General features: G+C 62.7%; 22 protein-coding genes. 6 read left to right on the top strand and 16 right to left on the bottom strand.

What is annotated here, in order from left to right:
• Positions 1-79: 79 nt before the first annotated feature.
• Together HB860_RS05960 and HB860_RS05965 are read right to left on the bottom strand one after the other, a co-directional pair.
• Entirely contained in the window at positions 80-1,459 is a 1,380-nt protein-coding gene (locus HB860_RS05960; RefSeq protein ID WP_139438385.1) for an MATE family efflux transporter, read from the bottom strand.
• A gap of 151 nt (positions 1,460-1,610) precedes the next feature.
• The gene (locus HB860_RS05965; RefSeq protein WP_005324956.1) at positions 1,611-1,817 is read right to left on the bottom strand and encodes a YaeP family protein; all 207 of its coding nucleotides are present in this window, start codon (positions 1,815-1,817) and stop codon (positions 1,611-1,613) included.
• A 136-nt stretch (positions 1,818-1,953) separates the two neighbouring features.
• Here HB860_RS05965 and HB860_RS05970 point away from each other — a divergent pair, with 136 nt between their 5' ends.
• Positions 1,954-2,571 (top strand): riboflavin synthase subunit alpha, encoded by a 618-nt coding sequence (locus tag HB860_RS05970; protein WP_247626033.1) that lies wholly within the window; start codon positions 1,954-1,956, stop codon positions 2,569-2,571.
• Between the two features lie 494 nt (positions 2,572-3,065).
• Here HB860_RS05970 and HB860_RS05975 read toward each other — a convergent pair whose 3' ends face one another.
• The 4 genes from HB860_RS05975 to HB860_RS05995 form a co-directional block, all read right to left on the bottom strand.
• Positions 3,066-3,269 carry a CPXCG motif-containing cysteine-rich protein gene (locus tag HB860_RS05975; RefSeq protein ID WP_005301298.1) on the bottom strand — a complete coding sequence of 68 codons (204 nt, stop codon included), beginning with the start codon at positions 3,267-3,269 and terminating at the stop codon, positions 3,066-3,068.
• 284 nt (positions 3,270-3,553) lie between these two features.
• Positions 3,554-4,213 carry a hexitol phosphatase HxpB gene (gene hxpB / locus HB860_RS05985; protein ID WP_247626034.1) on the bottom strand — a complete coding sequence of 220 codons (660 nt, stop codon included), beginning with the start codon at positions 4,211-4,213 and terminating at the stop codon, positions 3,554-3,556.
• Positions 4,214-4,341: 128 nt separating this feature from the next.
• Positions 4,342-5,520 carry a formate-dependent phosphoribosylglycinamide formyltransferase gene (gene purT / locus HB860_RS05990; RefSeq protein WP_247626035.1) on the bottom strand — a complete coding sequence of 393 codons (1,179 nt, stop codon included), beginning with the start codon at positions 5,518-5,520 and terminating at the stop codon, positions 4,342-4,344.
• A 73-nt stretch (positions 5,521-5,593) separates the two neighbouring features.
• The gene (locus HB860_RS05995; RefSeq protein ID WP_247626036.1) at positions 5,594-6,484 is read right to left on the bottom strand and encodes a DMT family transporter; all 891 of its coding nucleotides are present in this window, start codon (positions 6,482-6,484) and stop codon (positions 5,594-5,596) included.
• A 226-nt stretch (positions 6,485-6,710) separates the two neighbouring features.
• On the opposite strand from HB860_RS05995, the gene HB860_RS06000 reads away from it, so the two are divergent.
• Positions 6,711-7,298 (top strand): FMN-dependent NADH-azoreductase, encoded by a 588-nt coding sequence (locus tag HB860_RS06000; RefSeq protein ID WP_202045513.1) that lies wholly within the window; start codon positions 6,711-6,713, stop codon positions 7,296-7,298.
• Between the two features lie 95 nt (positions 7,299-7,393).
• On the opposite strand, the gene HB860_RS06005 is transcribed toward HB860_RS06000, so the two are convergent.
• The 4 genes from HB860_RS06005 to HB860_RS06020 all read right to left on the bottom strand — a co-directional run bounded on the left by HB860_RS06005 (position 7,394) and on the right by HB860_RS06020 (position 9,770).
• Positions 7,394-7,570 carry a hypothetical protein gene (locus tag HB860_RS06005; RefSeq protein WP_005331648.1) on the bottom strand — a complete coding sequence of 59 codons (177 nt, stop codon included), beginning with the start codon at positions 7,568-7,570 and terminating at the stop codon, positions 7,394-7,396.
• Between the two features lie 161 nt (positions 7,571-7,731).
• On the bottom strand, positions 7,732-7,920 hold the full coding sequence (locus HB860_RS06010) for a DUF4250 domain-containing protein (protein ID WP_139438371.1): 189 nt from the start codon (positions 7,918-7,920) through the stop codon (positions 7,732-7,734).
• The gene (locus HB860_RS06015; RefSeq protein ID WP_005331665.1) at positions 7,917-8,387 is read right to left on the bottom strand and encodes a MarR family winged helix-turn-helix transcriptional regulator; all 471 of its coding nucleotides are present in this window, start codon (positions 8,385-8,387) and stop codon (positions 7,917-7,919) included. The genes HB860_RS06010 and HB860_RS06015 overlap by 4 nt, the downstream gene beginning before the upstream one ends.
• Before the next feature lie 150 nt (positions 8,388-8,537).
• Positions 8,538-9,770 carry a UPF0149 family protein gene (locus HB860_RS06020; protein WP_247626037.1) on the bottom strand — a complete coding sequence of 411 codons (1,233 nt, stop codon included), beginning with the start codon at positions 9,768-9,770 and terminating at the stop codon, positions 8,538-8,540.
• Positions 9,771-10,040: 270 nt separating this feature from the next.
• Here HB860_RS06020 and HB860_RS06025 point away from each other — a divergent pair, with 270 nt between their 5' ends.
• Positions 10,041-10,916 carry a CvfB family protein gene (locus HB860_RS06025; RefSeq protein WP_218409845.1) on the top strand — a complete coding sequence of 292 codons (876 nt, stop codon included), beginning with the start codon at positions 10,041-10,043 and terminating at the stop codon, positions 10,914-10,916.
• A 1-nt stretch (position 10,917) separates the two neighbouring features.
• Positions 10,918-11,229, top strand: a complete 312-nt coding sequence (locus HB860_RS06030; RefSeq protein ID WP_139438362.1) for a DUF1289 domain-containing protein — start codon at positions 10,918-10,920, stop codon at positions 11,227-11,229.
• 45 nt (positions 11,230-11,274) lie between these two features.
• On the opposite strand, the gene HB860_RS06035 is transcribed toward HB860_RS06030, so the two are convergent.
• From HB860_RS06035 to minC, 6 genes are all read right to left on the bottom strand, one after another.
• A complete protein-coding gene (locus HB860_RS06035; protein ID WP_005331685.1) occupies positions 11,275-11,598 on the bottom strand; it encodes an HI1450 family dsDNA-mimic protein in 324 nt (107 codons plus the stop codon).
• Between the two features lie 287 nt (positions 11,599-11,885).
• A complete protein-coding gene (gene mtgA, locus HB860_RS06040) occupies positions 11,886-12,593 on the bottom strand; it encodes a monofunctional biosynthetic peptidoglycan transglycosylase (RefSeq protein ID WP_139438481.1) in 708 nt (235 codons plus the stop codon).
• Between the two features lie 53 nt (positions 12,594-12,646).
• Positions 12,647-12,973, bottom strand: coding sequence for an HI1450 family dsDNA-mimic protein (locus HB860_RS06045; protein ID WP_202045519.1), 327 nt, complete (start codon positions 12,971-12,973; stop codon positions 12,647-12,649).
• Between the two features lie 179 nt (positions 12,974-13,152).
• A complete protein-coding gene (minE, locus tag HB860_RS06050; RefSeq protein WP_010674646.1) occupies positions 13,153-13,422 on the bottom strand; it encodes a cell division topological specificity factor MinE in 270 nt (89 codons plus the stop codon).
• A gap of 2 nt (positions 13,423-13,424) precedes the next feature.
• Positions 13,425-14,237 (bottom strand): septum site-determining protein MinD, encoded by an 813-nt coding sequence (minD, locus tag HB860_RS06055; protein ID WP_005331693.1) that lies wholly within the window; start codon positions 14,235-14,237, stop codon positions 13,425-13,427.
• An 18-nt stretch (positions 14,238-14,255) separates the two neighbouring features.
• Positions 14,256-14,975 (bottom strand): septum site-determining protein MinC, encoded by a 720-nt coding sequence (gene minC, locus HB860_RS06060; protein WP_139438360.1) that lies wholly within the window; start codon positions 14,973-14,975, stop codon positions 14,256-14,258.
• A gap of 106 nt (positions 14,976-15,081) precedes the next feature.
• On the opposite strand from minC, the gene HB860_RS06065 reads away from it, so the two are divergent.
• Together HB860_RS06065 and HB860_RS06070 are read left to right on the top strand one after the other, a co-directional pair.
• Positions 15,082-15,360 carry a YcgL domain-containing protein gene (locus HB860_RS06065; RefSeq protein ID WP_139438357.1) on the top strand — a complete coding sequence of 93 codons (279 nt, stop codon included), beginning with the start codon at positions 15,082-15,084 and terminating at the stop codon, positions 15,358-15,360.
• Positions 15,360-16,319, top strand: a complete 960-nt coding sequence (locus HB860_RS06070; RefSeq protein ID WP_247626038.1) for a lytic murein transglycosylase — start codon at positions 15,360-15,362, stop codon at positions 16,317-16,319. Before HB860_RS06065 ends, HB860_RS06070 begins: the two co-directional genes overlap by 1 nt.
• Positions 16,320-16,554 lie beyond the last annotated feature (235 nt).

Genomic DNA, 16,554 nt, shown 5'->3' on the forward strand with positions numbered 1-16,554 from the left:
GGAGACTGTTTGCCCAGTTCTTGCGCAGCCTGTTGATTTTGCAGGCGAGCCGCGCCATTGAGCGGCGTCGTGGCGCCCTTTATTGGGCCCGGGAAAGCGCGGTGCAGGCCTCGGGGCTCGCGAAGCGGCCATAGATGAGACGCAGCCGTGCCCCCAGCATCAGGGCGGCGCCGGTCAACCCGACGATGAAGCCGACCCAGAAGCCCTGGGGCCCCATGCGCGGCACCACCCAGTCGGTCAGCCCCAGGATCATGCCGGTGGGCAGCCCCATGCCCCAGTAGGCGACTATGGTGATGTAGAAGATCGCCTGGGTGTCCTTGTAGCCACGCAGGGCGGCGGCGGCCACCACCTGCACCGAGTCGGAGATCTGGTAGATGGCGGCGAAGAACAACAAGGTAGCCGCGAGGGTGATCACCTGGAGATCATCGGTGTAGATCCCCGCGATGGGCTCGCGCAGCAACACCGTCAGGGCGGCGGTGGCGGCGGCCACCCCCATGCCCAGCATCAGGCCGGTGCGGGCGGCGATCCGGGCCTGATCCGGCTGACCTTCCCCTATGCTGTGGCCGACTCTGATGGTCACGCCGACGCCAATGGAGAGGGGCAGCATAAACACCAGGCTGGAGAAGTTGAGCGCTATCTGGTGGCTCGCCACCGTCTCGGCGCCGAAGGGGGCCAGCATCAGGGCCACCACGGTGAACAGGGTCACCTCGCAGAAGATGGCCATGGCGATGGGGAAGCCCAGGCGGAACAGCCGCCAGATCCGGCTGCCGTTGGGGCGCGCGAGCTGGGCGAACAGGTTGATCTTCTTGAAGTGGGGGGAGAGCTTCACGTAGGCGATCATCGCCAGCAGCATGGCCCAGAGCACGATGGCGGTGGCCACGCCGCAGCCGACGCCGCCGAGTTTCGGCATGCCGAAGTGGCCGTGGATGAAGATGTAGTTCGCGGGGATGTTGACCGCCAGCCCCACGAAGCCGATCACCATGGTGGGCATGGTGTGGGAGAGTCCCTCGCTGAAGTTGCGCAGCACCTGGAACAGCACGAAGGCGGGCAGGCCCCACAGGATGGCGTGCAGGTAACCGGCGGTCTTCTCCGCCATCACGGGATCCACGTCCATGAACTGCAGCGCCAGCGGGCTGAAGTAGAGTGCCAGCATGGCGATGGGAGTCACCATGAGCGCCAGCCAGAAGCCCTGGTGCACGGCCGGGCGGATCTCGTCCCGTTTGCGGGCCCCGTTGAGCTGGGACACGATGGGGGTGAGCGCCATGATGATGCCCTGCACCAGCAAGATGATCGGCAGCCAGAAGCTGGAGGCCACCGACACGGCGGCGAGATCCACGGCGCTGACCTGACCCGCCATCACGGTATCGACGAAGTTCATGGCGATCTGGGCCACCTGGGCCACCAGTATGGGGCTGGCTAGACGAACGAGCTGCTTCGCCTCGGTCCAATAACGTTGCACTGACACCTCCGAGTGGATCAGATAAAAGAGAAAAGAACGGGTAAATGAGAGGGGCTTTTATCTCCTGCCGGGAGGAGACAAAACGCGGGGGTGTCATTCTAGCCTGAAAATCCGCCAACGGGGAAGGTTGGCGGCGCATTTCTACCCGGGATCAGGCGTCCTCGTGATCGCTGATCAGCAGGTTGGCGGCGGCGTAGGCGGCCTGCTCGCGCAGATCCGCGGGCACCCTGTCGTCGCTCGCCACGGCGTTGAGCGCCCGTATGCTGGCGGCGATGGCCTGGGGCACATAGCCCTGTTCGCCGGAGCCTATCTGGTTGTAGGCGATGCGAATGGCTTCACAGCACTGATATACCTGCATTTTTGTTTCCTCGTTAAGCCTGGATTGAATGGGGTCACTATAACGATCGGGGCCCGCCTTGTCAGCCGGCACCCTTGTCTTGCACTGTGGCCGGGGGTAACCTGCCGACAATTTTATTACAGCGTGGAGACGAGACATGTTCACCGGCATAGTACAGGGAACCGCCGAACTGGTGGCCATCGAAGAGTTGCCCAACTTTCGCACCCATGTGATCCGCATGCCGAGCCCGGCCTGGGGCGAGGGGCTGGCGCTCGGCGCCTCCGTGGCCCACAACGGTTGCTGCCTGACGGTCACCCGCATCGAGGGGGAGCTGGTCAGCTTCGATCTGATGCAGGAGACCCTGCGCCTGACCAACCTCGGTGCCCTTGCGGTCGGGGACAAGGTCAACGTGGAGCGGGCCGCCCGCTTTGGCGACGAGATCGGCGGTCATGCCATGTCCGGCCACATCATGGGCACGGCCGAGGTGATCTCCGTCATCGACACCCCCAACAATCGCCAGGTGTGGTATCGCCTCGCCCCCGAGCTCATGAAATATGTGCTGACCAAGGGCTACATCGGCATCGACGGCATCAGCCTGACCATAGGCGAGGTGCGCGGCAGCGAGTTTTGCGTCAACCTCATTCCCGAAACCCTGGCCCGCACCAACCTGGGCTGGGTCAAGGCGGGCTGGCAGACCAACATCGAGATCGATCCCCAGACCCAGGCCATCGTCGACACCGTGGAGCGGGTGCTGGCGGCGCGCCAGCCGGCCTGATCCATCCAGGCCCGTCATCTCAAGCCAGGCCCGCAGCTGTGGGCCCTGTTTTCTCCCGTGAATACAAGGCGGGGCTTAGGGCAAGAGCCCATGCCGTCATGGGCCAGTGCCCCGCATCTTCCTGCGGCTGAGCCAAAAAGACGCCCGTCGAGATGACGGGCTCAACGGCATGCGAGGATAAACGCCTTCCCCAGTGTGGCAGCCAACTCCTTGGCCTGCCGCGGCTGAAGGAGCCCGAGCGTCAGAGGTTCGCCGAAGGATGAAACCGGGCCTACACTTCCTGTGTCTGGCACATCCATGAGCCGACAACCATCACATAAGCGACAAGGCCCCTTGGCGAACTTCAGGATGATTTGAGGTTCTCCGAGGGGCTTTTCTTTATGGGGGAATGGGGCGCGCAGTTAAGGGACTCAGGCATCTGGGAAGAGGCAAGCAGGGAGGGGCGGCATGGTGTCGCTCCAGTCCCCCTCGCTTGCCTGGTCAGCGAAAGGCAATCAAAACATCTGCTCGTCGTCCGCATCCACAAACAGCTGCAGACAGTCGCGAGCTTCGTCCCTATGCAGCCTCAGGTGAATGGGGTTGCAACAGGCCATGCAGTCCTCGTAGAACTCCTGATCCCCCTGGCTGGCATCCAGCTCGACCCGGGTATGGTGGCCGCAGTGGGGGCAGACGATGCGCTTGCTGGTGTACTCGATCATGGTGACCTCCTCGGGCCCTTGGGCCGCCTCTGTTCCCTGATTCTAGTCGGCAAGAGGCGGCGCAACCGCGAGCGGGCGCACGTTTATGACAGGGATCGGGGGGATGCGCCGAGCCCTGAAGGTCTGACCCTGCGTACCCCCGGCCCCTGTGGAATCATGCCACCCAGCGGGCCAGCATGTCGGCATCCAGCTCGGCGAGCGAGGATAGCTGGTGATCGGCGATGGCCAGACGGGGGTCACCGACCAGGGCCGGGCGCATGGAACGATAAGCGCCCCTTGGTAGACTACTTGACCCAGCGGGCCAGCATGTCGGCATCCAGCTCGGCGAGTGACGATAGCTGGTGATCTGCGATGGCGAGACGAGGGTCGCCGACCAGGGCCGGGTCCGGCACTATCAGTGCCTGCATGGACGCCGCCTTGGCTGCCAGCAGGCCGGTGAAGCTGTCCTCGATGGCCAGACAGTGCACAGGTTCGACGCCTAGCTTCTCGGCGGCGTGGATATAGACATCCGGGTGGGGCTTGCCAAAGCGCTCCACCTCGGCAGAGTGGACCGCCATGAAGCGATCCTGGATGCCGAGCTTGCCGAGCACCGCCTCCACCATGGTGAAGGGGGAAGAGGTAGCGAGCCCGATCTTGAGCCCCTGCGCCTCGATGAGGTCGAGGGCTTCCAGCACGCCGGCCTTGGCCTGACCCTCCTGCAGGATGAGCGCTATCACCTGATCCAGGATGCGCTGCACCACCTCTTCCTGGGTCGGGCCGCTCCAGGGACGCAGGCGATACCAGTGGGCCACCAGCTGATCGATGCGCACTCCTATGGTGGAGTTGCAGTCTTCCTCGGTGTGGAAGTGGCCCAGCTCGGAGAAGACGGCCATCTGGGCCCGTTGCCAAAAGGGTTCCGAGTCGATCAGAACACCATCCATATCGAAGATCACGGCAGTTAACATCTTGTACTCCTGACATAGGTGAAGGGGGGATTATAAGCCCGACGCTTCAATGGAAAAGGGGCAGAAGCCTGCCCCTTGCGCCGGATCACGCAGATAAACGTTTGTTTTGACGTGACAAAGAGAGCGCTCTAGAGGAGCACCTCGACCTGGGCGGCGACTGCCTTGGCCTTCTCTACCGCCTCTTCGCACCCTTGCCCACGGGCCAGCGCCACCCCGAGACGGCGGCGACCGGCGATCTCGGGCTTGCCGAAGAGCCGCAGCTGGGCGCCCGGCACCAGGGCCAGCGCCTCGCCAATCCCCTGATAGCGGATGTTCTGGCTGTGGCCTTCCCGCAGCACCACGGCGGAGGCGCTCGGCCCGTACTGGGTGATGGTGCCGATCGGCAGCCCCAGGATGGCGCGCACGTGCAGGGCGAACTCGGAGAGATCCTGGGAGATCAGGGTCACCATGCCGGTGTCGTGGGGGCGGGGAGAGACCTCGCTGAACCACACCTCGTCACCCCTGATGAAGAGCTCGACCCCGAACAGGCCATGGCCACCCAGGGCCTCGACCACCTTGGCCGCCACCTCTCTGGCGCGGGCCAGGGCCAGCTCGCTCATGGCTTGGGGCTGCCAGGATTCGCGGTAGTCACCCTCTTCCTGACGATGGCCTATGGGATCGCAGAAGTGGATGCCGTCCACGGCGCGCACAGTGAGCAGCGTTATCTCGTACTCGAAGGGGACGAAGCCTTCGACGATCACCTTGCCACGGCCGGCGCGGCCCCCCTCCTGGGCATAGGTCCAGCTCTCGTCCAGCCTGGCAAGATCGCGCAACAGGCTCTGGCCCTTGCCGGAGGAGCTCATCACCGGTTTCACCACGCAGGGCAGGCCGATGGCCTCGACGGCGGCGACGAACTCCTCCTTGCTCTGGGCGAAGCGGTAGGAGGAGGTGGGGAGGCCCAGCTCTTCGGCGGCGAGGCGGCGGATCCCCTCCCGGTTCATGGTGAGCTGGGTGGCGCGGGCGTTGGGCACGACCCTGACCCCTTCCAGCTCAAGCTCTGCCAGGGTATCGGTGGCGATGGCTTCGATCTCGGGGATGATGAGGTCGGGTTTGACCTCGGCCACCAGGGCGCGCAGGGCGGCCCCGTCGAGCATGTCCAGCACGTGGGCTTTGTGGGCGACCTGCATGGCGGGGGCATTGGCGTAGCGGTCGGCGGCGATCACTTCGATGCCAAGGCGTTGCAGCTCGATGGCGACTTCCTTGCCGAGTTCGCCTGAGCCGAGCAGCAGGGCACGGGTGGCAGCGGGGCGGGTGGCGGTTCCAAACATCTGATCTCTCCTGATGTCCATGGTCAGGGTTGCTGACCCGAGTGAGTAAAAAAAGAGGCACGCATGGCGTACCTCAGGAAACGGATTTGTGGGCGCGCTGCTCCAGATGGGTCAGCAGCGTGATGGCGCCTATGATGATGGCGGCGCCGAGCCACAATCGGCCGGGAGGCGCCCAGCCAAACACCAGCCAGCCCGCGAGCACGTTCATGGGCAGCTTGGCAAAATCGAAAGGTTGCACGAAGGAGGCCTCGGCCACGCTGTAGGCGCGGGCGATGGACATCTGGGCCAGGGCCGACAGCACCCCGGAGGCCGCCACCAGCAGCCACTGGGTCTCGCTTGGCCACTGCCATTCCGGCAGGGCCAGCATGGCGTTGAAGGGGGTGCTGAAGATGAGCAGGTAGACCACTATGGTGTGGGGCGATTCGCTCGCCGCCTGATAGCGCACCAGCAGGGAGTAACCGGCCCAGAACAGGGCGGCCGCCACCGGCAGCAGGGAGGCCCAGCTGAAGTCATCGGTCCAGGGGGCCAGGATCAGCATGGCCCCGACAAAGCCCGCCAGGGTGGCCAGGATGCGCGCCCGGCTCACCTGCTCCTTGAGCAGCAAGGCGGAGCCGAGGGTGGCGAACAGGGGGGAGGTCATCAGCAGCGCTATGCCCTGCCAGATGGGCACGGGCACCGCCAGCGCCCAGAGCCAGAACTGGATGCCGATGACCGCCAGGGCGACGCGCAGCAGGTGCAGCCGCAGCTGGTTGGTCATCAGGGATTGGCGCAGGCCGTGGCGAATGAGCCAGGGCAGCAGGCAGATCAGGGCGACCAGATACTGGTGAAAGGCGACCTGGGTCGAGGGGAGGCCGAGCTTGAAGCTGACAAACTGGCTCAGGCTGTTGACGGCGGCAAAGCAGAGGCCTGCCACCATCATCCAGACTGCACCGGCAAAGGGGGAGTGCCTGCGGGAGGGTGCCATGGGATCCGGGTCACTTAAAAAAAGTGCGGCGGATCATAACGGCAATCGTTTGTTCTGCCAAGGCCTGGGTGCTTGGTGAGTACCTCGCTGGCGACTAAGTACGCAAGCATCAAAATATTTGAATAACTTGAGCATCTATTTTCGCTATCCGCCTTGAACCTCAATCTTTATAGTGACCTCCATCGACAGCACAGCTGTTCAACCGACAACCAAATGGAGTTTCACCATGGCCAATATCCTCGTTCTCAAGTCCAGCATCCTGGGCCAGTATTCCCAATCCAACGCCCTGATCGACGGCTACCTGGCCGAGCGCCAGGGTGACAGCGTCACTGTGCGTGATCTGGCAACCCTGAACCTGCCGGTGCTCGACGGCGAGCTGGCCATGGGCCTGCGCGGCGGTGAAAACCTCAACGAGCGTCAGCTGGCCGTGCTGGCCCAGTCCGACGAGCTGGTGGCCGAACTCAAGGGGAGCGATCTGGTGATCATCGCGGCCCCCATGTACAACTTCAACATCCCGACCCAGCTGAAGAACTGGATCGATCTGGTGGCCCGTGCCGGCGTCACCTTCCGCTACACCGAGACCGGCCCGGTCGGTCTGGTGGAGAACACCCGTGCCCTGGTGGTCAGCCCCCGCGGCGGCCTGCACCTGGGCAACCCCACCGATCTGGTGACCCCCTACATGCGCACCGTGCTGGGCTTCATCGGCATCAATGAGGTGGACTTCATCTACGCCGAGGGCATGGGCATGGGGCCCGAGGCGCAGGCCAAGGGCATAGAGCAGGCCAAGGAGCAGCTGGAAACCCTGGCATACTGATGCCGTGACGCCTGCCTGCTCAGGCAGCGCCAGAAACAACAACGCAGCCCGATGGCTGCGTTGTTGTTTTCAGAGGGTGGGCGCCACTCTTCAATTCAATCCCAGATGAAGCGGCGACAGCCGCTGCCGACCAGCAGGCAGACCACCACCAGGGATCCCAGCAGCAGGCTGCTGAGCCACTGCTCGGTACTCTGGGGCAGATGGGGGGAGAAGAGGCTGATCGTGAAGAGGGCGCTGATGATGATCAGGCTGGTCTGTCGGGTCAGGATCATGGTGTCGTCCTTGGCTGATGGTGAGCAAATTAAGGCTAACCGCCCTCTGTGACAGCCTGATGTATCCATACCTCAGGCTCATGGTCCAGCGCGGTTGCCTCTCACCTTAGCAGTTTTTGCCGCCACGGCCAGCGCCACGAGACAGCTTGTGATCCGGATCCCTATCTGAACTGCTTTTGATCAGGTTGGTAGTGGAAATCGCCGCCGGCCAGCCGCGCGATCAGGGCCTCCTTGTCGAGATCCTGCGCCCGGCAGAGATCGTCCAGATCAGCGTAATGATCACGCAGCTGCATGTTGACCAGGCTCAGCAGCATGTTGACGTCCATGGTGGCAAAGCGGGTGAGTGTCATGATTGTTGCTCGCTGTCCAGCAGGTGGAGTTGTTCGATGGCGTCGCTCACGCTTTGCAGGTGCAGCCGTATGCTCTGGCGTGCCTCGGCGGGCAGATAGTCGGTGAGGGTGTGCTGCCAGCTGCCCGCTTCGGTCTTGAGCTGCTGGAACAGGGTGAGCCCCGCCGGGGTGAAGGAGACCAGACTGATGCGCTTGTCCTGGGCGCTGCTCTCGGTGAACAGGATGCCCTTCTCCACCAGACGGTGGATCTCGCGGGAGATCCGCACCTTGTCCATCCCGCTTGCCTCCACCAGCTCTTTCTGGCTGATGGGGTAGTGGGGGCCAAGCACCATCATCAGGCGCCATTGAGGCACCGTCAGCTGGTACCGCTGCTGGTAAAACTGTTCAAAGGTATCGCGCACCATTTCAGCGGCATGGACCAGCTGATAGGGGGGATAGTGCGCGAGCAGCTCTATGATCTTCGACATATGACATCCTGCTGTGGCGGCTGCATCGGGTGCAGTTTCTCTTGATACTTTGACCTTGATGATACGTAACACAAGGGCATTTGTCTGAACGGGCACCAGAAAAATGTGCGTTTGCGCACGTGTTGCGTCACGGATCCGGCAGCCAGGGTCTCAACTGGCCTTGTTGTTTACACTTTTACGCAGCCAGATCAAGGCATTATGAGCAAGCCAGGCCTCGCGACTCTGGAGCGCATAGAGCGCGGCCTCGTCGCGACTTCCCCCCTGCCAGTGACGGGGCTCCTGCTTGGGCAGTCTGCGCTGACCCAGCAGGGTGGCGGGCACATGGGGGTTGGCGTCAAGGGCGGCGGCCAGATGGGGCTGCGCCGCCTGCTCGCCTTGGGTGGCAAACACCATCAGCGCCTTGTTGTAGCGCAGCCAGCAGGAGGCTTCATTGAAGCGCACCAGCAGGCCCTGCAGGGCGGCCCAATCCCCTTGCCAGGCATAGAGGCTGGAGAGGGGATGACGACAACCGGGCTCGTCGGCCTGACAAAGCTCGAGCAGGGCCAGGTATGCGTGGCGCGCCTGCTCCTGCTGCCCCAGTCGCAGCAGGCAATCGGCCCGGCCCGCCTGGGCCGCGATCAGGGGGCGGGCCTCGGGGGCGCGCCAGCCGCGGCCTGCGTGCTGCTGCCAGAAGGCCTCGTCGAACAGGGCGCTGGCATCGGCAATGATGCGGTCAAACCAGGAGAGACGGGCGAGGGGATCGCGGCACTGCGCCGCCTGCTCGAACCACTGCTGCCACTGGCGGGTCTGTTCGTTGTCGAGAAGCGGTTCTTCTTCATGCTGCGCCCCATCCTGATCCAGGGTCAGCAGGAGGTTGAGGGCCGTCTTCATCTGCTGGCGCTGCCGCTTGCAAAAATCGAGGAAGGGCAGCTCGCTGGCCGCGGCCTGGTGCAGCATCTGGGCCATGGGTCTGTCACGGAACAGGCAGAGCTCGGCCACCAGGCTGAAGCGGTAGCGGGTGGCGGGATCGTTCAGATCCGTCGGCGTGGGCCAGCGGGCCACCCCCTGACTGAAGCCGTAGCTCCACTGACCGAGGGGGTGGCTCTGCTCGAAGACCTGCTCCGGGGTCTCGCTAGAGAGGCGGCGCTGGCTCGGCAGGGCCAGCTGGGCGTCGTCGGCCTGGGCCTCCAGCTCGGCGATCAGGTGATGCAGCGCCTCGGCACTCTTCTCGTCCAGGGTTGTGTCATGGGGCAGCAGACCGGCCAGCGGATCTTGCCAGTCAGGAGCGGTCGGCCCCGTCAGGCGGGCGCAGAGGAAGCCGTGCAGGGCCGGGTAACTCATGTCCTGCTGGCTGTGGCTCTGGATCCATTGATTGAGTTGACGGGTACGAGTGGCTGGGTTCATCGACGCTTCCTCTGGATTGGACGGCCGCGAAGTCTACCTAAAAGTGGGGTTATTTGCAGCCAAGGGGCGACCGAGTGCTGCTATTATCGCCAGTACTGGGGCGCCCGGAAGTGAAAATCCTGCGCGGGAGCGGGCAAGGGACTAGGTCCTGTCACGGCTCTGGGGTAACATGCGCGCCTGCATGAAAAACCTGAGCCCTTGTCCTCCCTCAGCCGGCGACAGGGGCGATGCGCACTATTACGGGCCATGAACTGCAGGCCCATCCGGATATTGAAAGAAGAGATCACCATGTTACAGATTGGCAAGATGAACACCCTCACCGTCGTTGAGCTCGAAGACAGAGGCGCCTGGCTGGCCGCGGGGGAATATGGCGAGCTGCTGTTGCCCAGGCGTCAGCTGCCGGAAGGCGTCGCCGAAGATGGCGAGGTGTCCGTCTTTCTCTATCTGGACGCGGATTGCGAGCCGGTGATCACCACCGACAAGCCCTTTGCCATGGTGGGTGACATCGTCGGCCTCAAGGTGGTCAACGCCAACAAGATCGGTGCCTTCCTCGACTGGGGCATGAAAAAGGATCTGTTCGTGCCAAGCCGCGAGCAGAACAAGCCGATGCAGGTGGGCCATGTTTACCTGGTGCACCTGATGCTGGACAACGAGGGGCGCATGGTGGGCACCAGCCGCCTGGAGCGCTTCCTGCGCGTCGATCCCCCCTTCAAGGCCGGTGACGAGGTGACTGCGCTGCCGGGGGAACATACCCCCCTCGGCATCAAGGCCGTGGTCAATGGCCAGTACTCCGGCATGCTGTTCAAGAACGAGGTGTTCGGCCGCCTGATGACGGGCCGACCGCTGACCGCCTGGGTCAAGCAGGTCCGTGAGGATGGCAAGCTGGATCTGACTCTGCAAAAACCGGGGCAGGATCGGATGGATGATGCCGGCGGCCGTATTCTCACCCGCCTGCAGAAGCAGGGCGGCAGCCTGGCGGTGGGGGACAAGAGCGAACCCGAGCTCATCTACAAGATGTTCAACATGAGCAAGGGCACCTTCAAGAAGGCCATCGGCGGGCTCTACAAGCAGGGCAAGATCGTCATCGAAGACAACTGCATCACCCTGGTCGCCGCACAGACCGGCTCGGCGCAGGACGGCGAATAAGGTGCCGAGTCCCTGCATCGGCGACTGCCGGGCCAAGGACGGGCTCTGTCTCGGTTGCGGCCGCACCCTGACCGAGATAGGCCAGTGGTCCGCCATGGACAGCGAGGCCCAGCTGGCCCGCATGGCCGAGCTGGATGGCACGCGCCGCACCCACCAGTGCCCGGGATGCGGCGAGCCGGCGTTTTGCGCCGTCTCCGCCGGTGAACCCATAGCGCGTTGCTGGTGCAGCCAGCTGCCCGCGCTGCCCATGAGCGAGGCGAGCGCCTGCTGGTGCCGCCGCTGTCTGGCCAAGGCCATCGCGGCTCGCCCCTGAAGGGATGCACCGCAGAGACGAAAAAGGCGCCAGGGGCGCCTTTTCTTATGCCTGTTGCTGGCGGTGCCAGCGAACATGGACCTCGTGTTCGCTCTGATCCCGCGGCAGCAGGAAGGTGGCGTAGATCACCTCGAATTCCTCCTGATGATCCAGCAAGCCGACCCACACCTCGGCCCAACGCTCCATGTCGACCGGCACGCCGAGCTCGGTCGACCAGTCGGCGTTGGGCAGGGTCGCCTCGACGGCGCCACGCTGCTCGAATTCGAGGGTGATGTCGACGATTTGTTCGGGGGCCAGCATGTCGGCGGCCTGCTCCAGAAACTGATCATAGGCCCACTCGACCAGCTGATCCGGGCTACGTTGTTCCATGAAATCACTCCAGATACGTCCAGGTTCGCCACTTTACCAATTATTGGGGATGGCGGCCAGCGCGTGAGGCTGGCAATCCCGTGCTGTCAAATGGCCGAAACAGGGGATAAGGTTAACAGAGCCGCCGCCATCGGGCGGCATCAAGAGGCATGTGGGCAGCATGAAGCGACGACAGCACAGGCGGCAGATCAAGCGGCGACGGGAGACCTGGTGGTGGCACTATCTGCCGCTGCACCGGGAGGTCGTTGGCGGCCATCTGGGGCCGGCCTCCGATCCCGTCGACGAACCTAATCGGCCTCGTGTACCCGGTTCAGGGTGATCTGACCGAGTTGTCCCATCTGACGGCGGATCCAGGCCGAGCGCTGCTGCACATAGGGAGAGGGGGGCTTGACCCGGTAGCGCCAGGGATTGGGCAGGGCGGCGGCCAGCAAGGAGGCCTCGTAACGGGTCAGGCGCGCCGCCGGTTTGCCGAAGTAGTGCCTGGCGGCGGCCTCGGCGCCATAGATGCCGGGCCCGAACTCCACTATGTTCAGGTACACCTCGAGGATGCGGGACTTGTCCCAGCCCAGCTCCATCAGCAGGGTGAACCAGGCCTCTATCCCCTTGCGCAGGAAGCTGCGATCGCTCCACATGAAGAGGTTCTTCGCCGTCTGCTGGCTCAGGGTACTGGCGCCGCGCACCCGCCGGCTCTGCTGGTTGTGCTTGAGGGCCGAGCTGATGGCCTCCATGTCGAAGCCGTTGTGATCGGCGAAGCGCTGATCCTCGGCGGCGATCACCGCCAGCTGCAACTCCCGTGAAATGCGCTCGAGCGGCACCCAGTCGTGCTTGACCTCGGCCACCTTGGCGGGCGGAAACAGCGCCCGCTCGAGGCGCCAGGTCCACATGGGAGGATCGATGAAGCGCAGCAGCGCCACCGAGACGATGGAGCTGACCAGCGCCGCCAGCAGCAGTTTGCCGAGCCAGCCCAGCAGGCGGCGCCAGCGCGTCGGTCTCACGGGCTCAGGCTCTGAGTCCCACTCATAGTGACCGGGATCGTCGGGATCCGGAATTATTGGGGCAGCCATTCGATGTGGCAGAACTTCTCGTCGACACGGCGGGAGAGCAACATGCGGGCGAACAGGTGCTCATACTCCTGCTCGGCATTGCCAAGGCCAACCCAGATCTCGGCGTACTCGGCATCGCTCACGGCAAACCCCACGTCCGCTTCCCAGTCATCGGCGGGGTCGGTCTCCGCCAGCAGACCGCGGTCGTTGAACGCCTGGTTGAACAGGGCTATCTCCTGCTCGGGCAGGTTGTCCGAGGCCAGCTCCATGAAGAGTTCGAGGGCGGTATCGAGCAGTTCCTCGACGCTGTGCATTTCGTCATTCAAAGGCATAAGAGCTGTGTTCCAGATGAGAGGGGATAAGTCCCGTCGGCAGGGCCGAGGGGGCGGGCAATATTCTAGCTGGCCCCGCACGCCTTGGCGAGATGCCTCTGCGCCAGGCAATAAAAAACCGGATCCTGACAAAGGATCCGGTCTTCACTGGGGAAAAGGGTCACGCATGGGGCGTCAGCTCATCCCTTCTTCTGGTCGTCGGCGAAGGTGATGTTGAGCTCCAGCACCGACAGCTCGTCACTCTTCTGATCGAGCTGGACGGTGATCTTGTCCGGATCGATCTGCACATATTTACGGATCACGTCGAGGATATCCTGCTTGAGCTGGGGCAGGTAATCCGGCCCCCCTCTGGATGAACGCTCGTGAGCAACGATGATCTGCAACCGCTCTTTGGCCAGTTGTGCGGTGTTCTGTTTCTTGTTGGAACGAAAATAATCCAATAATGACATGTTTAACTCCCGAACAGTCGGCTAAAGAAGCCCTTCTTCTCTTCTTCCAGAAAACGAAAATCCTTGGTATCGCCCAGCAGGCGTGCGACGGCGTCCTCATAGGCCTGACCGGCATCGGACTCCTTGTCCAGAATGACCGGCTCCCCCGAGTTGGAGGCGCGCAGCACCGCCTGGGACTCCGGGATCACCCCGAGCAGTTTGATGGCCAGGATCTCCTGCACATCCTGCACGCTCAGCATGTCGCCACGGCTGACGCGGGTCGGGCAGTAGCGGGTCAGCAACAGGTGCTCCTTGATGGGGTCTTCCCCGCGCTCGGCGCGACGGGACTTGGAGGCCAGGATGCCGAGGATGCGGTCGGAGTCACGCACGGAAGAGACTTCCGGGTTGGTGGTGACGATGGCCTCGTCGGCGAAGTAGAGCGCCATCAGGGCGCCAGACTCGATGCCGGCAGGGGAGTCGCAGACGATGTAGTCAAACTTCATCTCCGCCAGCTGATCCAGGATCTTCTCGACCCCTTCACGGGTCAGGGCGTCCTTGTCCCGGGTCTGGGAGGCGGGCAGAATGAAGAGGTTTTCCGATCGCTTGTCCTTGATGAGGGCCTGGTTGAGGTTGGCCTCACCGTTGATCACGTTGACGAAGTCATACACCACGCGCCGCTCGCAGCCCATGATGAGATCCAGGTTTCGCAGGCCAATGTCAAAATCGATGACCACTGTCTTGTGGCCACGCTGGGCCAAGCCGGTGCTCAGGGCCGCGCTGGTTGTGGTCTTGCCAACGCCACCTTTGCCCGATGTAACGACTATGATTCGCGCCATTCTCGCTTCCTTGTAACTCTATTTGATGCGGTCTATTCGGAGTTGTTCGTTGTCCAGCCGGATATGGACTGGCTCTTGTATCAGGCCTGCCGGCAGTGCGTCGCTGAGCTGGAAGGTGCCCGCGATGGAGAGCAGCTCGGCCTGCAATTGCTGGCAGTAAATGCGGGCAAGGGGATTGCCCTTGGCCCCCGCGATGGCTCGGCCACGCAGGGCGCCATAAATATGGATGCTGTCGTCGGCGATGACTTCGGCGCCAGGACTGACCGAGCCCAGCACCACTAGCGAAGTGCCGGCAGCATAGATCTGCTGGCCGGAGCGCACCGGCCCGACGTGGACCTTGCTCGGTTCCAGGGGAGCCTGAACCGGGGCGACCGGTGCCACCTCAACGGGTTCAGGCGCTGGCGCCACAGGCTCGGGGTCGGCCTTGCGGCTCTTGCCCGACACCATGACGGCCAGCCCGGCCGCCTTGGCCGCCGTCTTCATCACCTCATCCCGCGCCCCCGTGATGCCGACCAGCACGAAATCTTCCGACTCGACCAGCTCCCTGAGCTGCTCGAAATCGGGGATCTCGCTGAGGCGCTCCACATTGAGGACGAGGGGGGCACAATTAAAAAACTGGGGAGCCTGCGCGACCTTGGCCTCCAGCAGTTGTCGGATCCGGTCCGGATTGCCATCGCTGAGATGCAACACAGAAATAGTGAAGGTGGTCCCTTTCAATTCGTTATCGCGTTCAACCATGAATCTTCCCCGAACCGAGACGGTAATACGTTATTGTTATTCAATTCCTGATGTTATAGTTTGCCACCACCAGAGGCAATGAACCCGTCGGATTATATCAATTTCCATGTTGTGTGCAGTCTATAAAAGTCGCAAAAAAGCCGAGACCTATCTCTTTATTGAAAGAAGAGAGGACTTTTCCCGTGTGCCAGAGGCACTGATGAGTACCTTCGGACGCCCCGAGCTGGTCTTGATGACCAAGCTGGACCCGGCCAAGCCCCTGGGGATCGCCTCCACCGAGCGGGTGATGGCGGCCTTGCAGAGCCAGGGCTTCTACCTGCAGGTGCCCCCGCCACCGGAAAATCTGCTGGAGCAGCACAAGGCACAAATAAAGGGCACCCGCTGATGCAGGGTCGGCTGGCACTGTTATTGTTGAGCGCACTATTAAGTGCGCCCCTGCAGGCTGGCGTCGATTTTGACCATTATGTGACGAGTCTCAAACAGCAGGCTTTGGCGGCCGGCATCCAGCCTGCGACGGTAACGGCCGCCTTTGCCGATATTCGCCTCATAGAGGCGGCCATCAAGCACGACAAAAATCAGCCGGAATTCAAACTGACCCTGGATTCCTATATTCCCCGCGCCGTGCCCCAATGGAAAGTCAAGCAAGCCCGGGCCTTATATCGCCAGCATCTGCCGCTGCTCACGAAAATAGGTGATGAATATGGGGTGCAGCCCCGTTTTATTGTCGCCTTGTGGGGCATAGAAACCAATTTCGGCAAACTCACCGGTAATTTCCCGCTGATCTCCTCCCTTGCGACCCTGGCCTGGGAAGGGCGACGGGAAGCCTTCTTCAAGGAGCAGCTGTTCGATGCCCTGCGCATCATAGAGCAGGGGCACGTGAGCCCCGCCGCCTTCAAGGGCTCCTGGGCGGGTGCCATGGGACAGGTGCAGTTCATGCCCTCGTCCTTCCTCAAATACGCGGTCGATCAGGACGGGGATGGCAGGAAGGATCTGTGGGGCAATCTCGCGGATGTGTTTGGATCGGCAGCCAATTATCTGCACCAGAACGGTTGGCGCGAGGATCAGACCTGGGGCCGGCGGGTGAGGGTGCCTGAGGCCCTCAATCCTGCCCTGTTCGGGCTGGAGCAGCGCAAGCCGCTGTCGGCCTGGCAAGCCCTCGGGGTGCGGCAACTGGATGGCTCGCCGCTGCCCAACGCCGACATGCAGGCCTCCCTCATTCGGCCCGATGACGTCCATGGCCGCAGTTATCTTGCCTATGACAATTATCGGGTGCTGCGCCACTGGAACCGCTCCCCCTATTTCGTGGTGGCGGTCGGCACCCTGGCGGATCGGATAGTGGAATAAAAGTGGAATAAAAGTGGAATAAAAGTGGAATAAAAGCGGAAGAAAAACGGAATAAAAACGGAGTCAGAGCGGGAAAGGAGCGAAACAGGATGGCGGGGCAGGTCGCCGAACAAGATAGCAAAATCATCCCTTCAAGCTATGACATCCTGACGGATGAGCCGATCCCATCCGAATGAATTGCCCGCTTCTTTTTTTATTCTTCATGCCAGTGCGTCTGCCCTTGAGAAAATTCACA

Origin of the sequence: Aeromonas genomosp. paramedia, assembly GCF_023093515.1 — a bacterium.
Taxonomy (GTDB): Bacteria; Pseudomonadota; Gammaproteobacteria; order Enterobacterales; family Aeromonadaceae; genus Aeromonas.

What these genes read in the sequence shown, in the direction of transcription:
- HB860_RS06005 (WP_005331648.1), bottom strand. Translation starts at nt 7,570, where the DNA reads ATGATCCTGACCCGACAGACCAGCCTGATCATCATCAGCGCCCTCTTC.
- HB860_RS06035 (WP_005331685.1), bottom strand. Translation starts at nt 11,598, where the DNA reads ATGGAACAACGTAGCCCGGATCAGCTGGTCGAGTGGGCCTATGATCAG.
- HB860_RS06065 (WP_139438357.1), top strand. Translation starts at nt 15,082, where the DNA reads ATGTTGTGTGCAGTCTATAAAAGTCGCAAAAAAGCCGAGACCTATCTC.
- HB860_RS05975 (WP_005301298.1), bottom strand. Translation starts at nt 3,269, where the DNA reads ATGATCGAGTACACCAGCAAGCGCATCGTCTGCCCCCACTGCGGCCAC.
- HB860_RS06070 (WP_247626038.1), top strand. Translation starts at nt 15,360, where the DNA reads ATGCAGGGTCGGCTGGCACTGTTATTGTTGAGCGCACTATTAAGTGCG.
- HB860_RS06015 (WP_005331665.1), bottom strand. Translation starts at nt 8,387, where the DNA reads ATGTCGAAGATCATAGAGCTGCTCGCGCACTATCCCCCCTATCAGCTG.
- HB860_RS06010 (WP_139438371.1), bottom strand. Translation starts at nt 7,920, where the DNA reads ATGACACTCACCCGCTTTGCCACCATGGACGTCAACATGCTGCTGAGC.
- HB860_RS05970 (WP_247626033.1), top strand. Translation starts at nt 1,954, where the DNA reads ATGTTCACCGGCATAGTACAGGGAACCGCCGAACTGGTGGCCATCGAA.
- HB860_RS06020 (WP_247626037.1), bottom strand. Translation starts at nt 9,770, where the DNA reads ATGAACCCAGCCACTCGTACCCGTCAACTCAATCAATGGATCCAGAGC.
- HB860_RS06000 (WP_202045513.1), top strand. Translation starts at nt 6,711, where the DNA reads ATGGCCAATATCCTCGTTCTCAAGTCCAGCATCCTGGGCCAGTATTCC.
- HB860_RS05965 (WP_005324956.1), bottom strand. Translation starts at nt 1,817, where the DNA reads ATGCAGGTATATCAGTGCTGTGAAGCCATTCGCATCGCCTACAACCAG.
- hxpB (WP_247626034.1), bottom strand. Translation starts at nt 4,213, where the DNA reads ATGTTAACTGCCGTGATCTTCGATATGGATGGTGTTCTGATCGACTCG.
- minD (WP_005331693.1), bottom strand. Translation starts at nt 14,237, where the DNA reads ATGGCGCGAATCATAGTCGTTACATCGGGCAAAGGTGGCGTTGGCAAG.
- minE (WP_010674646.1), bottom strand. Translation starts at nt 13,422, where the DNA reads ATGTCATTATTGGATTATTTTCGTTCCAACAAGAAACAGAACACCGCA.
- purT (WP_247626035.1), bottom strand. Translation starts at nt 5,520, where the DNA reads ATGTTTGGAACCGCCACCCGCCCCGCTGCCACCCGTGCCCTGCTGCTC.
- HB860_RS05995 (WP_247626036.1), bottom strand. Translation starts at nt 6,484, where the DNA reads ATGGCACCCTCCCGCAGGCACTCCCCCTTTGCCGGTGCAGTCTGGATG.
- minC (WP_139438360.1), bottom strand. Translation starts at nt 14,975, where the DNA reads ATGGTTGAACGCGATAACGAATTGAAAGGGACCACCTTCACTATTTCT.
- HB860_RS06045 (WP_202045519.1), bottom strand. Translation starts at nt 12,973, where the DNA reads ATGCCTTTGAATGACGAAATGCACAGCGTCGAGGAACTGCTCGATACC.